17 protein-coding genes are annotated in these 16,398 nt (G+C 64.8%); 8 read left to right on the forward strand and 9 right to left on the reverse strand.

Features of this window, described 5'->3' with window-relative positions; all coding sequences use genetic code 11:
- Position 1 precedes the first annotated feature (1 nt).
- From sufC to sufB, 4 genes are read right to left on the reverse strand one after another with little or no spacing between them, the layout of a single operon-like run.
- The gene (sufC, locus tag ASF79_RS06665) at positions 2-769 is read right to left on the reverse strand and encodes a Fe-S cluster assembly ATPase SufC (protein WP_055781447.1); all 768 of its coding nucleotides are present in this window, start codon (positions 767-769) and stop codon (positions 2-4) included.
- Positions 770-771: 2 nt separating this feature from the next.
- A complete protein-coding gene (locus ASF79_RS06670) occupies positions 772-1,101 on the reverse strand; it encodes a non-heme iron oxygenase ferredoxin subunit (RefSeq protein WP_055781444.1) in 330 nt (109 codons plus the stop codon).
- A 3-nt stretch (positions 1,102-1,104) separates the two neighbouring features.
- Entirely contained in the window at positions 1,105-2,307 is a 1,203-nt protein-coding gene (sufD, locus tag ASF79_RS06675; RefSeq protein ID WP_082466288.1) for a Fe-S cluster assembly protein SufD, read from the reverse strand.
- On the reverse strand, positions 2,308-3,726 hold the full coding sequence (sufB, locus tag ASF79_RS06680) for a Fe-S cluster assembly protein SufB (protein WP_055781442.1): 1,419 nt from the start codon (positions 3,724-3,726) through the stop codon (positions 2,308-2,310).
- A 303-nt stretch (positions 3,727-4,029) separates the two neighbouring features.
- On the opposite strand from sufB, the gene ASF79_RS06685 reads away from it, so the two are divergent.
- Positions 4,030-4,977, forward strand: a complete 948-nt coding sequence (locus ASF79_RS06685; protein ID WP_055853353.1) for a COX15/CtaA family protein — start codon at positions 4,030-4,032, stop codon at positions 4,975-4,977.
- 60 nt (positions 4,978-5,037) lie between these two features.
- Here ASF79_RS06685 and ASF79_RS06690 read toward each other — a convergent pair whose 3' ends face one another.
- Positions 5,038-5,958: a heme o synthase gene (locus tag ASF79_RS06690; protein ID WP_055781436.1), complete on the reverse strand. Its 921-nt coding sequence runs from the start codon at positions 5,956-5,958 to the stop codon at positions 5,038-5,040.
- Between the two features lie 104 nt (positions 5,959-6,062).
- Between ASF79_RS06690 and ASF79_RS06695 the strand changes: the two genes are divergently transcribed.
- The 7 genes from ASF79_RS06695 to pgl all read left to right on the forward strand — a co-directional run bounded on the left by ASF79_RS06695 (position 6,063) and on the right by pgl (position 13,564).
- Complete coding sequence (locus ASF79_RS06695) at positions 6,063-6,557, forward strand: heme-degrading domain-containing protein (protein WP_082466286.1); 495 nt, start codon at positions 6,063-6,065, stop codon at positions 6,555-6,557.
- 223 nt (positions 6,558-6,780) lie between these two features.
- The gene (gene tkt / locus ASF79_RS06700) at positions 6,781-8,874 is read left to right on the forward strand and encodes a transketolase (protein WP_055781429.1); all 2,094 of its coding nucleotides are present in this window, start codon (positions 6,781-6,783) and stop codon (positions 8,872-8,874) included.
- A gap of 28 nt (positions 8,875-8,902) precedes the next feature.
- On the forward strand, positions 8,903-10,015 hold the full coding sequence (tal, locus tag ASF79_RS06705; protein WP_055781426.1) for a transaldolase: 1,113 nt from the start codon (positions 8,903-8,905) through the stop codon (positions 10,013-10,015).
- On the forward strand, positions 10,012-10,161 hold the full coding sequence (locus ASF79_RS17300; protein WP_156351888.1) for a hypothetical protein: 150 nt from the start codon (positions 10,012-10,014) through the stop codon (positions 10,159-10,161). The genes tal and ASF79_RS17300 overlap by 4 nt, the downstream gene beginning before the upstream one ends.
- 98 nt (positions 10,162-10,259) lie before the next feature.
- The gene (zwf, locus tag ASF79_RS06710) at positions 10,260-11,801 is read left to right on the forward strand and encodes a glucose-6-phosphate dehydrogenase (RefSeq protein WP_055781423.1); all 1,542 of its coding nucleotides are present in this window, start codon (positions 10,260-10,262) and stop codon (positions 11,799-11,801) included.
- Positions 11,798-12,790 (forward strand): glucose-6-phosphate dehydrogenase assembly protein OpcA, encoded by a 993-nt coding sequence (locus ASF79_RS06715; protein ID WP_055853355.1) that lies wholly within the window; start codon positions 11,798-11,800, stop codon positions 12,788-12,790. Before zwf ends, ASF79_RS06715 begins: the two co-directional genes overlap by 4 nt.
- A 3-nt stretch (positions 12,791-12,793) precedes the next feature.
- Positions 12,794-13,564, forward strand: a complete 771-nt coding sequence (gene pgl, locus ASF79_RS06720) for a 6-phosphogluconolactonase (RefSeq protein WP_055781418.1) — start codon at positions 12,794-12,796, stop codon at positions 13,562-13,564.
- A gap of 75 nt (positions 13,565-13,639) precedes the next feature.
- Here the strand turns inward: pgl and ASF79_RS06725 are convergent, their stop codons facing one another.
- The 4 genes from ASF79_RS06725 to ASF79_RS06740 all read right to left on the reverse strand — a co-directional run bounded on the left by ASF79_RS06725 (position 13,640) and on the right by ASF79_RS06740 (position 16,396).
- A complete protein-coding gene (locus tag ASF79_RS06725) occupies positions 13,640-14,002 on the reverse strand; it encodes an RNA polymerase-binding protein RbpA (RefSeq protein ID WP_055781415.1) in 363 nt (120 codons plus the stop codon).
- 9 nt (positions 14,003-14,011) lie between these two features.
- Positions 14,012-14,263 (reverse strand): preprotein translocase subunit SecG, encoded by a 252-nt coding sequence (gene secG / locus ASF79_RS06730; protein WP_044443373.1) that lies wholly within the window; start codon positions 14,261-14,263, stop codon positions 14,012-14,014.
- Between the two features lie 142 nt (positions 14,264-14,405).
- Entirely contained in the window at positions 14,406-15,191 is a 786-nt protein-coding gene (gene tpiA / locus ASF79_RS06735) for a triose-phosphate isomerase (protein WP_055853357.1), read from the reverse strand.
- Positions 15,185-16,396, reverse strand: a complete 1,212-nt coding sequence (locus ASF79_RS06740; RefSeq protein WP_055781409.1) for a phosphoglycerate kinase — start codon at positions 16,394-16,396, stop codon at positions 15,185-15,187. Before ASF79_RS06740 ends, tpiA begins: the two co-directional genes overlap by 7 nt.
- Positions 16,397-16,398: the final 2 nt, after the last annotated feature.

Here is a 16,398-nt window from a genome sequence, read left to right on the forward strand (position 1 = left end):
ACTACGAGCCGACGTTCACGTTCGAGAGGAAGCGGTCGTAGCCTTCGTTCTCGAGACGCACGGCGAGCTCCGGCCCACCCTGCTCGACGACCTTGCCCGCGACGAAGACGTGCACGAAGTCGGGCTGGATGTACTTGAGGATGCGGTTGTAGTGCGTGATGAGGAGGATGCCGAGGCCGGTGTTGGCCTTGGCGCGGTTGACACCCTCGGACACGATCTTCAGAGCATCGACGTCGAGACCGGAGTCGGTCTCATCGAGCACAGCGAATTTGGGCTTCAGCAGCTCGAGCTGGAGGATCTCGTTGCGCTTCTTCTCGCCGCCGGAGAAGCCTTCGTTGACGTTGCGCTCCCGGAACGACTTGTCCATGCGCAGCTGCGACATCGAGGAATCGAGGTCCTTGATCCAGCCGCGGATGGGCGGAGCGGCGCCGTCGATGGCGGTCTTCGCGGTGCGGAGGAAGTTCGACACGCTCACGCCGGGGATCTCGACGGGGTACTGCATGGCGAGGAACAGGCCCGCGCGGGCGCGCTCGTCGACGCTCATCGTGAGCACCTCTTCGCCATCGAGCTTCACGGAGCCGCTCTCGACGGTGTACTTGGGGTGTCCGGCGATCGCGTAGGCGAGGGTGGACTTGCCGGAGCCGTTCGGACCCATGATCGCGTGGGTCTCGCCTTCGCCGATCGACAGATCGACGCCCTTCAGGATCTGCTTGGTTCCCTGCTCGGTCTCCACGCTCACGTGGAGATCGCGGATCTCAAGATTCGACATGGCTACACAATCTCTTTCGTTTTGGTCGGGTCGATGTAGACGTCGCCATCCACGATGGTGAGTTCGTACACCGGAACCGGCTCGTAGGCCGGGAGGGTGAGGGGCTTTCCTGAGGCGAGCGAGAACTTGGAGCCGTGGGCCCAGCACTCCAGCGTCTCGCCGTCGACGAAGCCTTCGGCGAGCGAGATGTCACCGTGGGTGCACGTGTCGCCGATGGCGTGGCACTCTCCGGCGGAGTCCATGACGAGCGCGATGGCCACGTTGTCGATGACGACACGGACCGCCTCGTTCGGGGTCAGGTCGGATACGTTGCAGATGAGTTCGGCGGCCACGGCTCAGATTCCCTGCGCGCGCGTCAGCTCGGCTTCGATAGCAGCCGAGAGTTCCGACTCCACCTGCTCGGAGCCGATCTGGGCGACGATCTCGGCGAGGAAGCCGCGCACGACGAGGCGGCGAGCCTCGTCTTCGGGGATGCCTCGTGACTGGAGGTAGAACAGCTGCTCGTCGTCGAAACGGCCCGTCGACGATGCGTGTCCCGCACCCTGGATGTCGCCGGTCTCGATCTCGAGGTTCGGAATGGAGTCGGCGCGGGGGCCCTCGGAGAGCACCAGGTTGCGGTTCTCCTCGTAGCTGTCGGTGCCGGTCGCGTGCGGTCCGATCAGAACGTCGCCCACCCATACCGAGCGCGCGGTGGCACCCTGCAAGGCGCCCTTGTACTTGACTCGGCTCTTGGTCTGGGCTGCCACATGATCGATGTAGACGCGCTGTTCGAGGTGCTGGCCGGCGTCGGCGAAGTAGGCGCCGAATGCGCTGCCGTCTGCGCCGGTCTCGACGAGGTGGATCGACGGGTTGACCCGGACGACTCCCCCACCGAGGCTGATGACGATGTGCCGCAATCTCGCGTCGCGCCCCACGCGGGCGAAGTGGCTGGCGAGGTGGTTGCTCTCGTCCGTCCACTCCTGAACGGTGACGACGGTGAGCTGTGCCTGATCTCCGACGACGATCTCCACGTTCTCGGAGAGCTGCGCGTCACCGGAGTTGCTGAGGATGACGAGGCCCTGGCTGAAGGGCGCGGCGGTGATCACCGTGTGCGCGGCGCGGGGTGTCTGCCCGAGCTCCGAGCGGATCACGCGGTACTCGTGCAGTTCTTCGCCGGAGACGTCGATGGCCAAGGCTTTCTCGAAAGACGACCACGCGTTGGCGCTGGCACGCTCTTCGGGAGCGCCGGCCGTGCCGACTCGCGCATCCGATCGGTCGACCCAGCTCGCCGCGACCCCGGCGACAGCCTCGGGAAGCGACGTGGCGGGGGCCGAGCCGTCGAGCTCGCCCTCGGTGAGCGAGGCGATGCGGGCGATCGGCGTGAGCTTCCACTCGAGTTCGAAACCGGTGACCTTCTCGAAGTCGTCTACCGAGGTCGAGGTGAAGCGCTCTGCGCGTGACTGCACGGGCACATAGGCGTCACCACCGTCGGAGTGCGCTTTCAGGCCGTGCTGATCGGTCTCGATGAGTCCGGTGTTCGCTGTTGGTGCTGCGGACATCTAGCCGACACTGCCTTCCATGCCCATCTCGATGAGCTTGTTGAGTTCGAGTGCGTACTCCATGGGGAGTTCGCGGGCGATCGGCTCGATGAAGCCGCGCACGATCATGGCCATGGCCTCGTCTTCGGGCAGACCACGGCTCATCAGGTAGAAGAGCTGCTCTTCGCTGACGCGGGAGACGGTCGCCTCGTGGCCGAGCTGCACGTCGTCGACACGGATGTCGATGGCCGGGTAGGTGTCGGATCGCGACTGGGTGTCGACCAGCAGGGCGTCGCAGCGCACCGTGTTCGCCGAGTGATGCGCGTTCTCTGCCATGCGGACCTCGCCGCGGTAGCCTGCGCGGCCGCCGCCTCGAGCGATGGACTTCGACACGATCGACGACTGCGTGTACGGCGCCATGTGGATCATCTTGGCGCCAGCGTCCTGGTGCTGGCCGGGACCGGCGAAGGCGACGGACAGGGTCTCACCCTTGGCGTGCTCGCCGACGAGGTAGATCGACGGGTACTTCATGGTCACCTTGGAGCCGATGTTGCCATCGATCCACTCCATGGTGGCGCCCTCGTGGGCGATCGCACGCTTGGTCACGAGGTTGTAGACGTTGTTCGACCAGTTCTGGATCGTCGTGTAGCGAACGCGGGCGTTCTTCTTGACGATGATCTCCACGACCGCGGAGTGCAGCGAGTCGGACTTGTAGATCGGAGCGGTGCAGCCCTCGATGTAGTGCACGTAGCTGCCCTCATCGGCGATGATCAGCGTGCGCTCGAACTGGCCCATGTTCTCGGTGTTGATGCGGAAGTAGGCCTGCAGCGGGATCTCGACATGCACGTTCTTGGGCACGTAGACGAAGGATCCACCCGACCAGACGGCGGTGTTGAGGGCAGCGAACTTGTTGTCGCCGGCGGGGATGACCGTGCCGAAGTACTCGGTGAAGAACTCCGGGTGCTCGCGCAGAGCCGTGTCGGTGTCCATGAAGATGACGCCCTGAGCCTCGAGGTCTTCACGGATGGTGTGATAGACCACCTCGGACTCGTACTGGGCGGCCACGCCGGAGACCAGGCGCTGACGCTCGGCCTCGGGGATGCCGAGCCTCTCGTACGTGTTCTTGATGTCGTCGGGCAGGTCGTCCCAGGTGGTCGCCTGCTTCTCGGTCGACCGCACGAAGTACTTGATGTTGTCGAAGTCGATACCGGAGAGGTCGGCTCCCCACGTGGGCATCGGCTTGCGCTCGAAGAGCTGAAGACCCTTGAGGCGGTTCTTCAACATCCATTCGGGCTCGCTCTTGAGGGCGGAGATGCCCGCGACGACGTCGGCGTCGACCCCGCGTTTCGCGACGGCACCCGCCGCATCGGAGTCGGACCAACCGAACTCGTAAACCCCCAGGTTTTCGAGTTCTGGACGGTCGATTAGTACGTCAGACATGACTTTCTCCCTTCCTCGTTGATCTCAACCCGCGGTCAGCGGCAGGCATTCCAGACCGGGATAAATATGTGATTCGGCACCGATCACCTAAGTGATTGCCTGATCACGTTCTCGTGGGGAGAACACCCGTACTTAGAATGTACTGAGGTCTGGGGGCGTGAGCCCCGCCCAACGCTGGGCGATATGCGCAAAACGCGTTCGAACGCGGATTTCTACAACTTTCAGATTCTACAGGCAATGCCTGTCAGAAAGTAGATCACCGACCTTTTAGCCGACAAGTCTTGACAAGGAACTCTCCCGCTCGTGAAGCGACTCATCGCATTCCTGCCCGTCTCCGTCAGTCGTCCGGTGCGGGTCCTGGCCTGGCTCTCGCTGGCGTTCCAGCTCGTGCTCATCGGCACGGGCGGTGCCGTTCGACTGACGGGCTCGGGTCTCGGATGCCCCACCTGGCCCCGGTGCACCGAGTCGTCGTTCGTCTCGACGCCGGAGATGGGCATCCACGGCATCATCGAGTTCGCGAACCGCATGCTCACCTTCGTGCTGGCCCTGATCGTGATCGCCGTCTTCCTGGCCGTGGTGCGCTACTGGCGGGACCGCAGGGACCTGTTCGTGCTGACGCTGCTGCAGGGTCTGTCTATTCCCCTGCAGGCCGTCATCGGCGGCATCACGGTGCTCACCGGACTCAACCCGTTCATCGTCGGTGTGCACTTCGTGATCTCGATCCTGCTCGTGGTCAACGCGACGATCCTGGTCTACCGCGTGTATCGAGGCCCGCGCGGAGCTCGACGCACTGCTCCCCTGTGGTACCTCATCGTCGCTCACGCCGCGTCGCTGTTCGTCGCGATCACGGTCGTCGTCGGCATCCTGACCACAGGATCGGGCCCGCACGCCGGTGATGAGAAGACGCCGCGCAACGGCCTCGACGCCGAACTGCTGCAGCACTTCCACAGCTGGCCGGCGTACGTGTTGCTGGGCCTCACCCTGGTACTCGTCGTGGGCGCGTTCGTGCTGAAGCTCGGCGTTCGGCGTTGGGCGCTCGCTCTGCTCGCCGTCGAGGCCGTGCAGGTCGTCGTGGGACTGGCACAGGCGCGGCTCGGTCTGCCCCCGCTGCTGGTGGGCATCCACATGGTGCTCGCGGGTCTGCTTGTCGCTGCGATGACAGCCGTCGTGCTATCTCTGCGGTCGTCGGCCGACGCACCCGAATCCGTGGACGACCCGTGGGAGCTCAGCTCGGCAGGCCGATCGGCCTAGCCCGCGTTCGCCGAGACGGATACGGCACACGCTCCCGACGCTCTATTCGGGCTGGTCCGGTTAGAACGGAAGGAGCGGGTCGATGGCCACGGCGAGGAAGACGAGCGTCAGGTAGCTGATCGATGCGTGGAAGACCCGCATCGGCTTGACCTCGTGTCCGTGGATGGCCCGGTTGTAGAGACGGTGGGTCTCATAGATGAACCAGGCGCCCGAGGCGAGTGCGACGACGCTGTACACGAGCCCCATCGGTGCGACCGGGATGAGGAGCAGCGAACAGGCAACGGTGGCCCACGCGTACAGGATCGTCTGCAGTCCGACGACGGCGCGACCGCGCACCACGGCCAGCATGGGCACATTGGCGGCCTTGTACTCGTCGCGGTACTTCATCGACAGGGGCCAGTAGTGCGGGGGCGTCCAGAGGAAGATGACGCCGAAGAGGATGAAGGGGGTCCAGCTGAGCGAGTTCGTGACGGCGGCCCATCCGATGAGCACCGGCATGCATCCGGCGATGCCGCCCCAGACGATGTTCTGCGAGGTGCGGCGCTTGAGCCAGACCGTGTAGAGGAAGACGTAGAGCAGGATCGCGATGAGCGAGAGGGCCGCGGAGAGGAGATTCGCGAAGACGGCCAGCCAGACGATGGATGCCACGCCGATGACCCACGCGAAGACGAGGGCCTCGCGGTCGGTCAGCTCGCCCGTGACGAGAGGGCGCCCCTGAGTGCGCTTCATGACGCGGTCGATGTCGCGGTCGATGTAGCAGTTGAACGCTCCGGCGCTTCCGGCGCTCAAGGCACCGCCGATCAGCGTCGCGACGACGAGCCAGAGATTCGGAATGCCGTTCTGCGCGAGGATCATCACCGGTGCGGTCGTCACGAGGAGCAGCTCGATGACCCGGGGCTTCGTCAAGGCGACATAGGCCTTGGCTTTCGCCGACAGGCTGATCTGCCGCTTCTCTGTGCGGCCTTCTACAGCGACGTTCATTGCTCCTCAGACTGTTGCCGGGCCCCACGCGGGGCGCGCGCGATCCCGAACCAGTCTAGGCGATCGGTACTCCCCGGTCGCCCGGAGCCGATACCGTGACTGTCATGACAGCACGTGAGCCCGCCAGCCCGGAGGAATTCGCAGCCCTTGCCGCGCGTATTGAAGACGAGATGACCGAGCTGCAGCTGGAGGGCTTCGGACCGTCGGACGCTCTTCGACTGGGCCTGATCCTCGTGCGCAGAGGAACAGAGGGATCGTTGCCCATCGCGATCGACGTACGGCGCGGAGCTCAGATCCTCTTCCACGCGGCGTTGGAAGGCGCCCAGGCCGACAACGACGTCTGGATCGATCGCAAGGCTCGTTCGGTGCAGCGCTACGGGATTCCGTCGCTCCTCCTCGGCACGCGTCCGAAGATCAAGGGCAAGCGCATCGAGAACGAGGGCTGGTTCGACGAGATGAGCTACGCGGCACACGGGGGCGGCTTCCCGGTGTCGGTGAAAGGGGTCGGGCTCGTGGCCGTCGTGACTGTCTCGGGGCTCCCCCAGATCGACGATCACGACCTCGTCGTTGCAGCGTTACGCGAGTTTGTCGAGGGGTAGTCACGCTGAGCGCGTGATTCCCTATACTTGTACCGGCGACACAGCAGTCGGTGTTTCCTGCGTGTCTTTCTAGCGGAGAAGCCATGTCGCACAGTGCCGAAGACGTACCGTGCACTGGCTGTCATTCGCCGGTCTCTCACGCGGTTCTCCCTGCTGCCGATGGCAACACGGCGCCTGACGGGCAAATCTGCCCGGTCTGCAACTAAGAAGGGGCTTATTCCTCGTGGCATCATTCCAATGGACTCCCATTGACGACCAGGCCGTATCCACGGCGAAAATTCTTGCGGCGGACGCCGTCGAGAAGGTAGGAAACGGGCATCCGGGAACGGCCATCAGCCTTGCCCCCGCCGCGTACCTCCTTTTCCAGAAGGTCATGCGACGCGATCCGAGTGACAACGAATGGATCGGTCGCGACCGCTTCATCCTCTCTGTCGGTCACAGCTCGCTGACGCAGTACATCCAGCTCTACCTCGGCGGTTACGGCCTCGAGCTCGACGACCTCAAGGCGCTCCGCACCTGGGGATCGCTCACGCCCGGCCACCCCGAGTACGGCCACACCGACGGAGTCGAGATCACGACCGGCCCGCTCGGACAGGGCCTCTCCTCCGCTGTCGGCTTCGCCTACGCGTCGCGCTTCGAGCGCGGTCTGTTCGACCCCGAGGCCGAGGCGGGCACGAGCCCGTTCGATCACTTCATCTACACCATCGCGGGAGACGGCGACCTGCAGGAGGGCGTCACGAGCGAGGCATCGTCGCTCGCCGGACACCAGCAGCTCGGCAACCTCATCGCGATCTACGACAGCAACCAGATCTCGATCGAAGACGACACGAACATCGCCTTCACCGAAGACGTCCGCGCTCGCTACGAGGCGTATCACTGGCACGTGCAGGTCGTCGACTGGAAGAAGACCGGCGAGTACGTCGAAGACGTCGAGGCCCTGTTCGACGCCATCGAGGCCGCCAAGGCCGAGACGAGCAAGCCGTCGCTCATCATCCTCAAGACCATCATCGGATGGCCGTCGCCGAAGAAGCAGAACACCGGCAAGATTCACGGCTCGGCCCTGGGCGCCGACGAGCTGAAGGGCCTCAAGGAGGTCCTCGGCTTCGATCCCGAGCAGAGCTTCGAGGTCTCAGACGAGGTCATCGCCCACACGCGCGACGCCGTCACACGCGGCCAGGCCGAGCACGCCGAATGGAACCAGGCGTTCGACGCATGGGCCGCGGCCAACCCCGAGAAGAAGGTCCTTCTCGACCGGGTTCTCTCGGGTGACGTGCCCGAGGGTCTCGAAGAGGCGCTGCCCGTCTTCGAAGCCGGCAAGGCCGTCTCGACCCGCGCAGCATCCGGCAAGGTCATCAACGCGATCGCGCCGATCATGCCCGAGTTCTGGGGCGGATCCGCCGACCTCGCCGAGTCGAACAACACGACGATCGAGTCCGGCGCGTCGTTCATTCCCGCCGAGCACTCGACGCACGAGTGGACGGGTAACCCCTACGGTCGGGTGCTGCACTTCGGCATCCGCGAGCACGCCATGGGCGCGATCCTCAACGGAATCGTCCTCCACGGCAACACGCGCCCCTTCGGCGGCACCTTCCTGATCTTCAGCGACTACATGCGTCCGGCCGTTCGACTCGCCGCCCTGATGAAGTCGCCCGCCATCTACGTGTGGACCCACGACTCGGTCGCACTCGGAGAAGACGGACCGACCCACCAGCCGATCGAGCAGCTGGCGACGCTGCGCGCGATCCCGGGCCTCGACATCGTGCGCCCCGGCGACGCCAACGAGGTCGCCTACGCCTGGAAGACCATCCTCGAGCGCCGCAACGGCCCGGCGGGAATCGCGCTCACGCGACAGAACATCCCCGTGTTCGAGCGTGGTGAGGGAGACGCCACCGGCGAGACCTTCGCTTCGGCGAAGAACGTCGCGAAGGGTGCGTACGTGCTGGCCGAGGCGCCCAACGGCACTCCCGACGTGATCTTCATCGCCACCGGCTCCGAGGTTCAGATCGCTGTCGAGGCGCGCGAGCTGCTCAAGAACGAGGGCATCAACGCCCGCGTCGTGTCGGCGCCGAGCCTCGAGTGGTTCGAAGAGCAGAGCGCGGAGTACCGCGAGTCGGTCCTTCCCGCCGCCGTCAAGGCCCGCGTCTCGATCGAGGCCGGCCTCGATCTGACCTGGCGTTCCTACGTGGGAGACCACGGCAAGAGCGTCTCGATCGAGCACTTCGGCGCATCAGCCGACTACCAGACGCTGTTCCGCGAGTTCGGCATCACCACCGAGCACGCCATCGAGGCCGCCAAGCTCTCGATCTCGTCGCTGTAGACCACACGAATCTTCTAGGAGTACTTACATGACCGATACAACACCCACCGCCCAGCTCTCCGCAGCCGGCGTCAGCATCTGGCTCGACGACCTGTCGCGTGAGCGCATCACCTCCGGCGGACTCGAGAAGCTGATCGAGGAGAAGAACGTCGTGGGAGTGACCACGAACCCGTCGATCTTCGCCGCGGCGCTCACCAACGGAGAGTCCTACGCGGCTCAGGTCGCCGAGCTCGCCAAGGCCGGTAAGAACGTCACCGAGGCCGTCTTCGAGATCACCACCCAGGACGTCGCCAACGGCTGCGACATCTTCCGCCCCATCTACGACGCCACGAACGGCTTCGACGGCCGCGTCTCGATCGAGGTCGAGCCCGGACTGGCGAACGACGCCGCCGGAACCACGCAGCAGGCGAAGGAACTCTTCGAGAAGGTCGCCAAAGAGAACGTCCTGATCAAGATCCCGGCGACGATCGCCGGGCTCGAGGCCATCACGGAGACGATCGCGGCCGGTATCAGCGTGAACGTCACGCTGATCTTCAGCCTCGCTCGCTACCGCGACGTCATCAATGCCTACCTGTCGGGCCTCGAGCGCGCCAAGGCCGCCGGCATCGACCTGTCGAAGATCCACAGCGTCGCGTCGTTCTTCGTGTCGCGTGTCGACACCGAGATCGACAAGCGCCTCGTGGCGATCGGTACCGACGAGGCTCTTGCCCTCAAGAGCAAGGCGGGCGTAGCGAACGCTCAGCTCGCGTACGAGGTGTACGAGCAGGCGTTCTCGACCGAGCGCGCTGCGGGACTTCTCGCAGCCGGAGCGAACAAGCAGCGTCCGCTGTGGGCCTCCACCGGAGTCAAGGACCCGGCCGTGCCCGACACGACGTATGTCACCGAGCTCGTGGCCCCCGAGGTCGTCAACACGATGCCCGAGAAGACGCTCGACGCGACGTTCGACCACGGCGTCATCACCGGAGACACCATCACCGGCTCGTACGCGGCGGCCAACAAGGTCCTCGACGCGATCGCGGCGCAGGGCATCTCCTACGCCGAGGTCACCGAGCTGCTCGAGACCGAGGGTGTCGACAAGTTCATCGTCTCGTGGAACGAACTCCTCGAGACGGTCACCACGGCGCTCGAGTCCTCGAAGTGAGTGCCCGGATCGATCTTCCCGGTGCGGTCGACACCGCCGCCGGGAAGATCGATCCGGCCCTCCTCGCCACCCGTTCGACCATCTTCACCCCGTCGCCGTCGACCCGCTGGTCCGCTCGACGCCCGTGCGCCGCGGTCGCCCTGTGATGTCCCTCACCGATCCGTCCCTCATCGCATCTACCCCGTTCTCGCCGCTGTCCTAGCGCCGAAGTAACCTGTCGACCCAGAAGGTCTCAAGGAGTTTCATGCCACCGGTAGAAATCACTCCGGAATACAACCCGCTCAGAATCCCCTCGGATCGGCGGCTCAACAGAATCGCGGGCCCGAGCGGCCTCGTGATCTTCGGTGTGACGGGCGACCTGTCGCGCAAGAAGCTCATGCCGGCGGTCTACGATCTCGCTAATCGTGGCCTGCTGCCCCCCGGGTTCTCGCTCATCGGCTTCGCCCGTCGCGACTGGGAAGACCAGGACTTCGAGCGGGTCGTCCACGACGCGGTCAAGGAGTACGCGCGCACCCCGTTCGACGAGGACGTGTGGCGTCAGCTCTCCGAGGGCATCCGATTCGTCTCGGGCGAGTTCAGCGACGACGAGGCGTTCGACCACCTCAAGGAGACCATCGACGCGCTCGACGCCGAACGAGGAACCATGGGCAACTATGCGTTCTACCTCTCGGTGCCGCCCAAGGCGTTCCCGCTCGTCACCGAGCAGCTGCGTCGTTCGGGTCTCGCGCATCCCGAAGAGGGCCAGTGGCGTCGCGTCGTCATCGAGAAGCCCTTCGGCAGCGATCTGAAGACGGCCCGAGAGCTGAACGACGTTGTCGAATCGGTCTTCGCACCGGACTCGGTCTTCCGTATCGACCACTACCTCGGCAAGGAGACCGTCCAGAACATCCTGGCGCTCCGCTTCGCTAATCAGCTGTACGAGCCCATCTGGAACTCCAACTACGTCGACCACGTGCAGATCACCATGGCCGAAGACATCGGAGTCGGTGGACGTGCCGGGTACTACGACGGTATCGGCGCCGCCCGCGACGTCATCCAAAACCACCTCCTGCAGCTCCTCGCCCTTACGGCCATGGAAGAGCCCATCTCGTTCAACGCGTCGGATCTCCGCGCCGAGAAAGAGAAGGTGCTCGCCGCCATCCGCTTGCCCAAGGATCTGGCCAAGCACACCGCACGCGGTCAGTACGCGGGCGGCTGGCAGGGCGGAGAGAAGGTGACCGGCTTCCTCGAGGAAGACGGTATGAACCCCGAATCCCTGACCGAGACCTATGCGGCCATGAGGCTCGACATCGGCACACGTCGCTGGTCGGGAGTTCCGTTCTACCTGCGCGCGGGCAAGAGACTCGGCCGACGTGTCACAGAGATCGCGGTCGTGTTCAAGCGAGCGCCGCAGTACCTGTTCGCCGACAGTCAGACCTCGGCCCTGGGTCAGAACGCACTGGTCATCCGGGTGCAGCCCGATGAGGGCGTGACGATCCGGTTCGGATCGAAGGTTCCCGGCGCCGGCATGCAGGTGCGCGACGTCACGATGGACTTCGGCTACGGCCACGCCTTCACCGAGGCCAGCCCAGAGGCGTACGAGCGCCTCATCCTCGATGTGCTCCTCGGAGACCCGCCGCTGTTCCCACGCCAGGAAGAGGTCGAACTCTCCTGGAAGATCCTCGACCCGATCGAGGAGTTCTGGACGACGCAGGGCCAGCCCGATCAGTACCGCCCCGGAACGTGGGGCCCCGACTCCGCAGACGAGATGCTCGCCCGCGATGGAAGAACCTGGAGACGACCATGATCGTCGATCTGCCCGATACCAATACAAGCAAGGTCTCGAAGGCCCTCGTCAAGATTCGCGAGGAGGGCGGCGCTGTCGCTCTCGGCCGCGTGCTGACGCTCGTTATCCGCACCGCTCTCGGCCAGGAGGAGGACGCCATCGAGGCGGCCAATGACGCCTCTCGCGAGCACCCCATGCGCGTCATCGTGGTGTCGACCGACGTCGACGACGGCGTGAAATCGGGTCGCGGCGCTCGCCTGGATGCGCAGATCCGCGTGGGAGGTGACGCGGGCGCGAGCGAGGTCATCTTGTTGAAGGCCTACGGCGCCGCGTCGAGCGACGAGGAGGGCCTCGTCACGGGTCTGCTCCTGCCCGATGCTCCCGTGGTCGTGTGGTGGCCGGGCGACGCGCCCGAGTCTCCGTCGACATCCGATCTCGGCCGCATCGCACAGCGCCGCATCACGGATTCCTCGAACAGCAGCAACCCGAACGAGACGCTCCGCACGCTCTCGTCGAACTACTCCCCCGGAGACACGGACTTTGCCTGGACGCGCCTCACTCTCTGGCGTGCGCAGCTCGCGGCCGTTCTCGACCAGCCTCCCTTCGAGCCCGTGACGGCCATCGAGGTCTCGGGTGCGTCGGATTCGCCGTCGACCCTCCTGCTGGCGGCGTGGTTGCGTCATCAGCTCCAGGTACCCGTCGACTACGGGATCTCCTCTCGCGCCAACGGATCCAGCGGTATCCACGGGGTGAAGCTCTCCCGTTCGTCCGGAGTCATCGAACTCGAACGGTCGGTGCCGAACGTGGCGACGCTGGTGCAGCCCAACCAGCCGCTGCACGACCTGGCTCTCCCCCGCCGGTCGCTCAGGGACTGCCTGGCAGAAGAACTGCGTCGGCTCGACCCCGACGACCTGTACGGCGAGGTGTTGACCCGGGGCGTCCTCGAGCTCGGCGAACCGGATTCCGGCACGGCGACCGACTCTGAGAACACGACGGCAGAGGTGAGCTGAGCGATGACGAACGAACGCCGTGTGTTGATCCATCCCGACAAGGCCTCTCTGTCGGGGTCGGTGGCGGCGCGATTCATCACCAAGATCATCGATCTGCTCGAAGATCGTGACGCCGTGAACGTGGTTCTGACGGGCGGCTCCGTGGGAACGGCGGTCCTCGCGGCGATCAACGCCTCTCCGGCCCGCGACAGCGTGGACTGGAACCGGGTGAGCTTCTGGTGGGGTGACGAGCGATTCGTCGCCCGCGACGACCCCGAGCGCAACGAATTGCAGGCGCGCGAGGCCCTGCTCGATCACATCGACGTTCCGGCCTCCCAGGTGCATCCGTTCCCGTCGAGCGACGACATCGCCGACATCGACGAGGCGGCGGCGACCTACGCTCTCGAGCTCCTCGAAGCGGGCGACGGCAACGACTATCCCAAGTTCGACATCACCTTCCTCGGCGTCGGCCCGGATGGACACATCGCGTCGCTCTTCCCCGGCCAGGAGGCGGTGCGGGTGACCAACGCGACAGTGGTCGCCGTGCGGGAATCCCCCAAGCCGCCGCCGCTGCGTCTCAGCCTCACCCTGCCTGTCATTCGTTCCTCGGATCGCATCTGGTTGGTTCTGGCAGGATCGGACAAGGCGTCGGCACTCGGACTGGCTCTCGCCGGCGCGAGCACTGACGAAGTACCTGTGGCCGGTGCCGAAGGACGTCGTCGCACGGTGTTCTTCGTCGACAAGGATGCCGCATCCGAGGTGCCGGAGTACTTGATCACTCCGACGTACTACTGATCAACGTTCGACAACGACGAAGCCCCCTGGCAGTGCCAGGGGGCTTCGTCGTTGTCTATGTCGTCTGAGCGAGGATCAGGCGGTCGTCGTGCCGCGCCTTGCGCGGAGCTGCATCAGCGCGTCCTCGAGAAGCTGTGCGGCTTCTTCTTCGGTACGACGCTCTTTGACGTACGCGAGGTGAGTCTTGTAGGGCTCGAGCTTGACGACGGACGGCGGATTCTCTTTGTCACGACCGGCCGGAAGACCAGACGACGGGCAGTCGATGGTCTCGGGAATCTCTTCTTCGGGCAGCGTCGCCGCGAAGTACTTGACTGTCTCATTGCCCAAGGCATCCCAGTAGGACACCTTGATGCGATCGGCGTGGAAGCCCCGATCCTGCTCGCCCATCGGGCCTGCGCCCACCCGGGACCCACGAATTGCACTGCCGCCTGAAGCCACGAGGTTCTCCTAGATTCCGGAATCGAATTTGGTGATGAGCCCGAGGACCACGATGCACGTGACCCAGACAAGGCCGAGTATGACGGTGATGCGGTTGAGGTTGCGCTCCGCGACACCGGATGCACCCAGATTGGAGGTGACGCCTCCGCCGAACATATCGGACAGGCCTCCACCGCGTCCGCGGTGAAGGAGGATGAGGAGGGTCAGAAGGAGGCTCGTGATACCGAGCAGCACCTGTAGAACGACCTGAAGGATCTGCACGAATTACCTCTCGAGGATGATGGTCGACCGGTGTGAAGCCAGACCAACGTCAATTATAGCTGTACGTTGCCGGTGCGACGCACCATGACGTGCAGCGGCATGCGAAAGGCCGGCCCTCACGGACCGGCCTCTCAGAGCGTGCTTAGAACGCGTGCTTCTGGTAACGGATGATGCTCGCGAACTCGGGGATGTCGAGGCTCGCGCCGCCCACGAGGGCTCCGTCGACGTTCGGCTGCTTCATGAATCCGCCGATGTTCGTCGATTTGACCGATCCGCCGTAGAGGATCCGGGTCTTGGCTGCGACGTCTGAGCCGAGCGTGGACTCGATGACACCCCGCAGCGCGGCGCAGACGGCCTCAGCCTGCTCCGGCGTCGCCGCCTGACCCGACCCGATGGCCCAGACGGGCTCGTAGGCGACCACGATGTCGGACGCCGACTTCAGGGAGGACAACGCCGCAGTGAGCTGCGCGACCGGAACCGCGGACGGCCCGTGCTTCTCGAGGTCGTCAGCCGTCTCGCCGACGCAGATGATCGGAACGATACCGTTCGTGATCGCTGCGGCCGTCTTCGCTGCGACGATCTCGTCGGTCTCTGTATGGAGAGTCCGACGCTCGGAGTGTCCGATGATCACGTAGCGACAGTCGAGCTGCCTGAGGAACGCACCGGAGATCTCTCCGGTAAACGCGCCACTCGCGTGCTGAGACACGTCTTGCGCGCCGTACGCGAGCTCGAGCTTGTCGGCCGAGACGAGAGTCTGAACGCTCCGCAGGTCGGTGAACGGCGGGAAGATGGCTGCCTCGACGTCGGCGAAGTTGTGTCCGGCATCTTTCAGGCTCCAGGCGAGCTTCTGCACAAAAGCGATCGCCTGCAGATGATCGAGGTTCATCTTCCAGTTTCCCGCGATGAGCGGTGTTCTGTTGGTTACCATCCGAGGACCTCCAGTCCGGGCAGGCGCTTGCCCTCGAGGAACTCGAGACTTGCACCGCCACCAGTTGAAATATGGCCGAACTGATCGTCGCGGAAACCGAGGGCTCGCACGGCGGCCGCCGAATCGCCGCCACCGACGACACCCAGGCCGTCGACGCGGGTCAGAGCTTCAGCGACTGCTCTCGTGCCCTCCGCGAACGGAGCGAGCTCGAAGACACCCATGGGCCCGTTCCAGAAGACGGTCTTGGATTCGGCGATGATGCGCGCGAATTCCGCCCCCGTCTCAGGACCGATATCGAGCCCCAACCCGGATTGACCGAACGGCGTCTCTTCGATCGACTCCGCACTCGTGACGGTGTGCTCCGCGTCGGCGCCGAACTTCGATGCGACGACGACGTCGGTCGGGAGAACGATACGGATACCGCGCTCCTTCGCCTCGGCCATGTAGCCCTTCACCGTCTCGATCTGATCGCTTTCGAGCAGGCTGCCGCCGACGCGGAATCCCTGCGCTGCGAGGAAGGTGAAGAGCATTCCCCCGCCGATGAGCAGAGTGTCGACCTTGGGGAGCAGGTGACCGATGACGCCGAGCTTGTCGGAGACCTTCGAGCCACCGAGCACGACGGTGTAGGGCCGAGTCGGGTTCTCGGTGAGCTTCTCGAGGACCTCGAGCTCAGCTGCGATGAGCAGGCCCGCCGCGCTGGGAAGTGCGGACGCGAGTTCGTAGACGCTCGCCTGCTTGCGGTGGACCACGCCGAAACCATCGGAGACGAAGGCATCGCCGAACTCGGCGAGCTGCTCAGCGAACGATGCTCTCTCGTCTTCGTTCTTGCTGGTCTCGGCGGGGTTGAATCGCAGGTTCTCGAGCAGAACGACGTCGCCGTCGGCGAGCGAATCCACAGCCTTGCGAGCACTCGCTCCGACAGTGTCGGCGGCGAAAGCGACGGATGTGCCGAGAAGCTCCGAGAGGCGCTGAGCGACCGGCTCGAGGCTGTACTGGGGATCGGGTGCACCGTCAGGCCGACCGAGGTGGCTGAGGAGGATTACCCGGGCGCCCTGATCGACCAGGGCGTTGATGGTTGCCAGAGACGCTCGAACGCGCCCGTCGTCGGTGATGACCCCGTTTTTCAACGGAACATTGAGGTCACACCGAACGAGGACGCGTTTTCCCGTGAGGGAGCCGAGCGAATCCAGAGTGCGCAGAGTCACAG

The organism is Agreia sp. Leaf335, from assembly GCF_001423605.1.
In the GTDB taxonomy this organism is placed as follows: domain Bacteria; phylum Actinomycetota; class Actinomycetes; order Actinomycetales; family Microbacteriaceae; genus Agreia.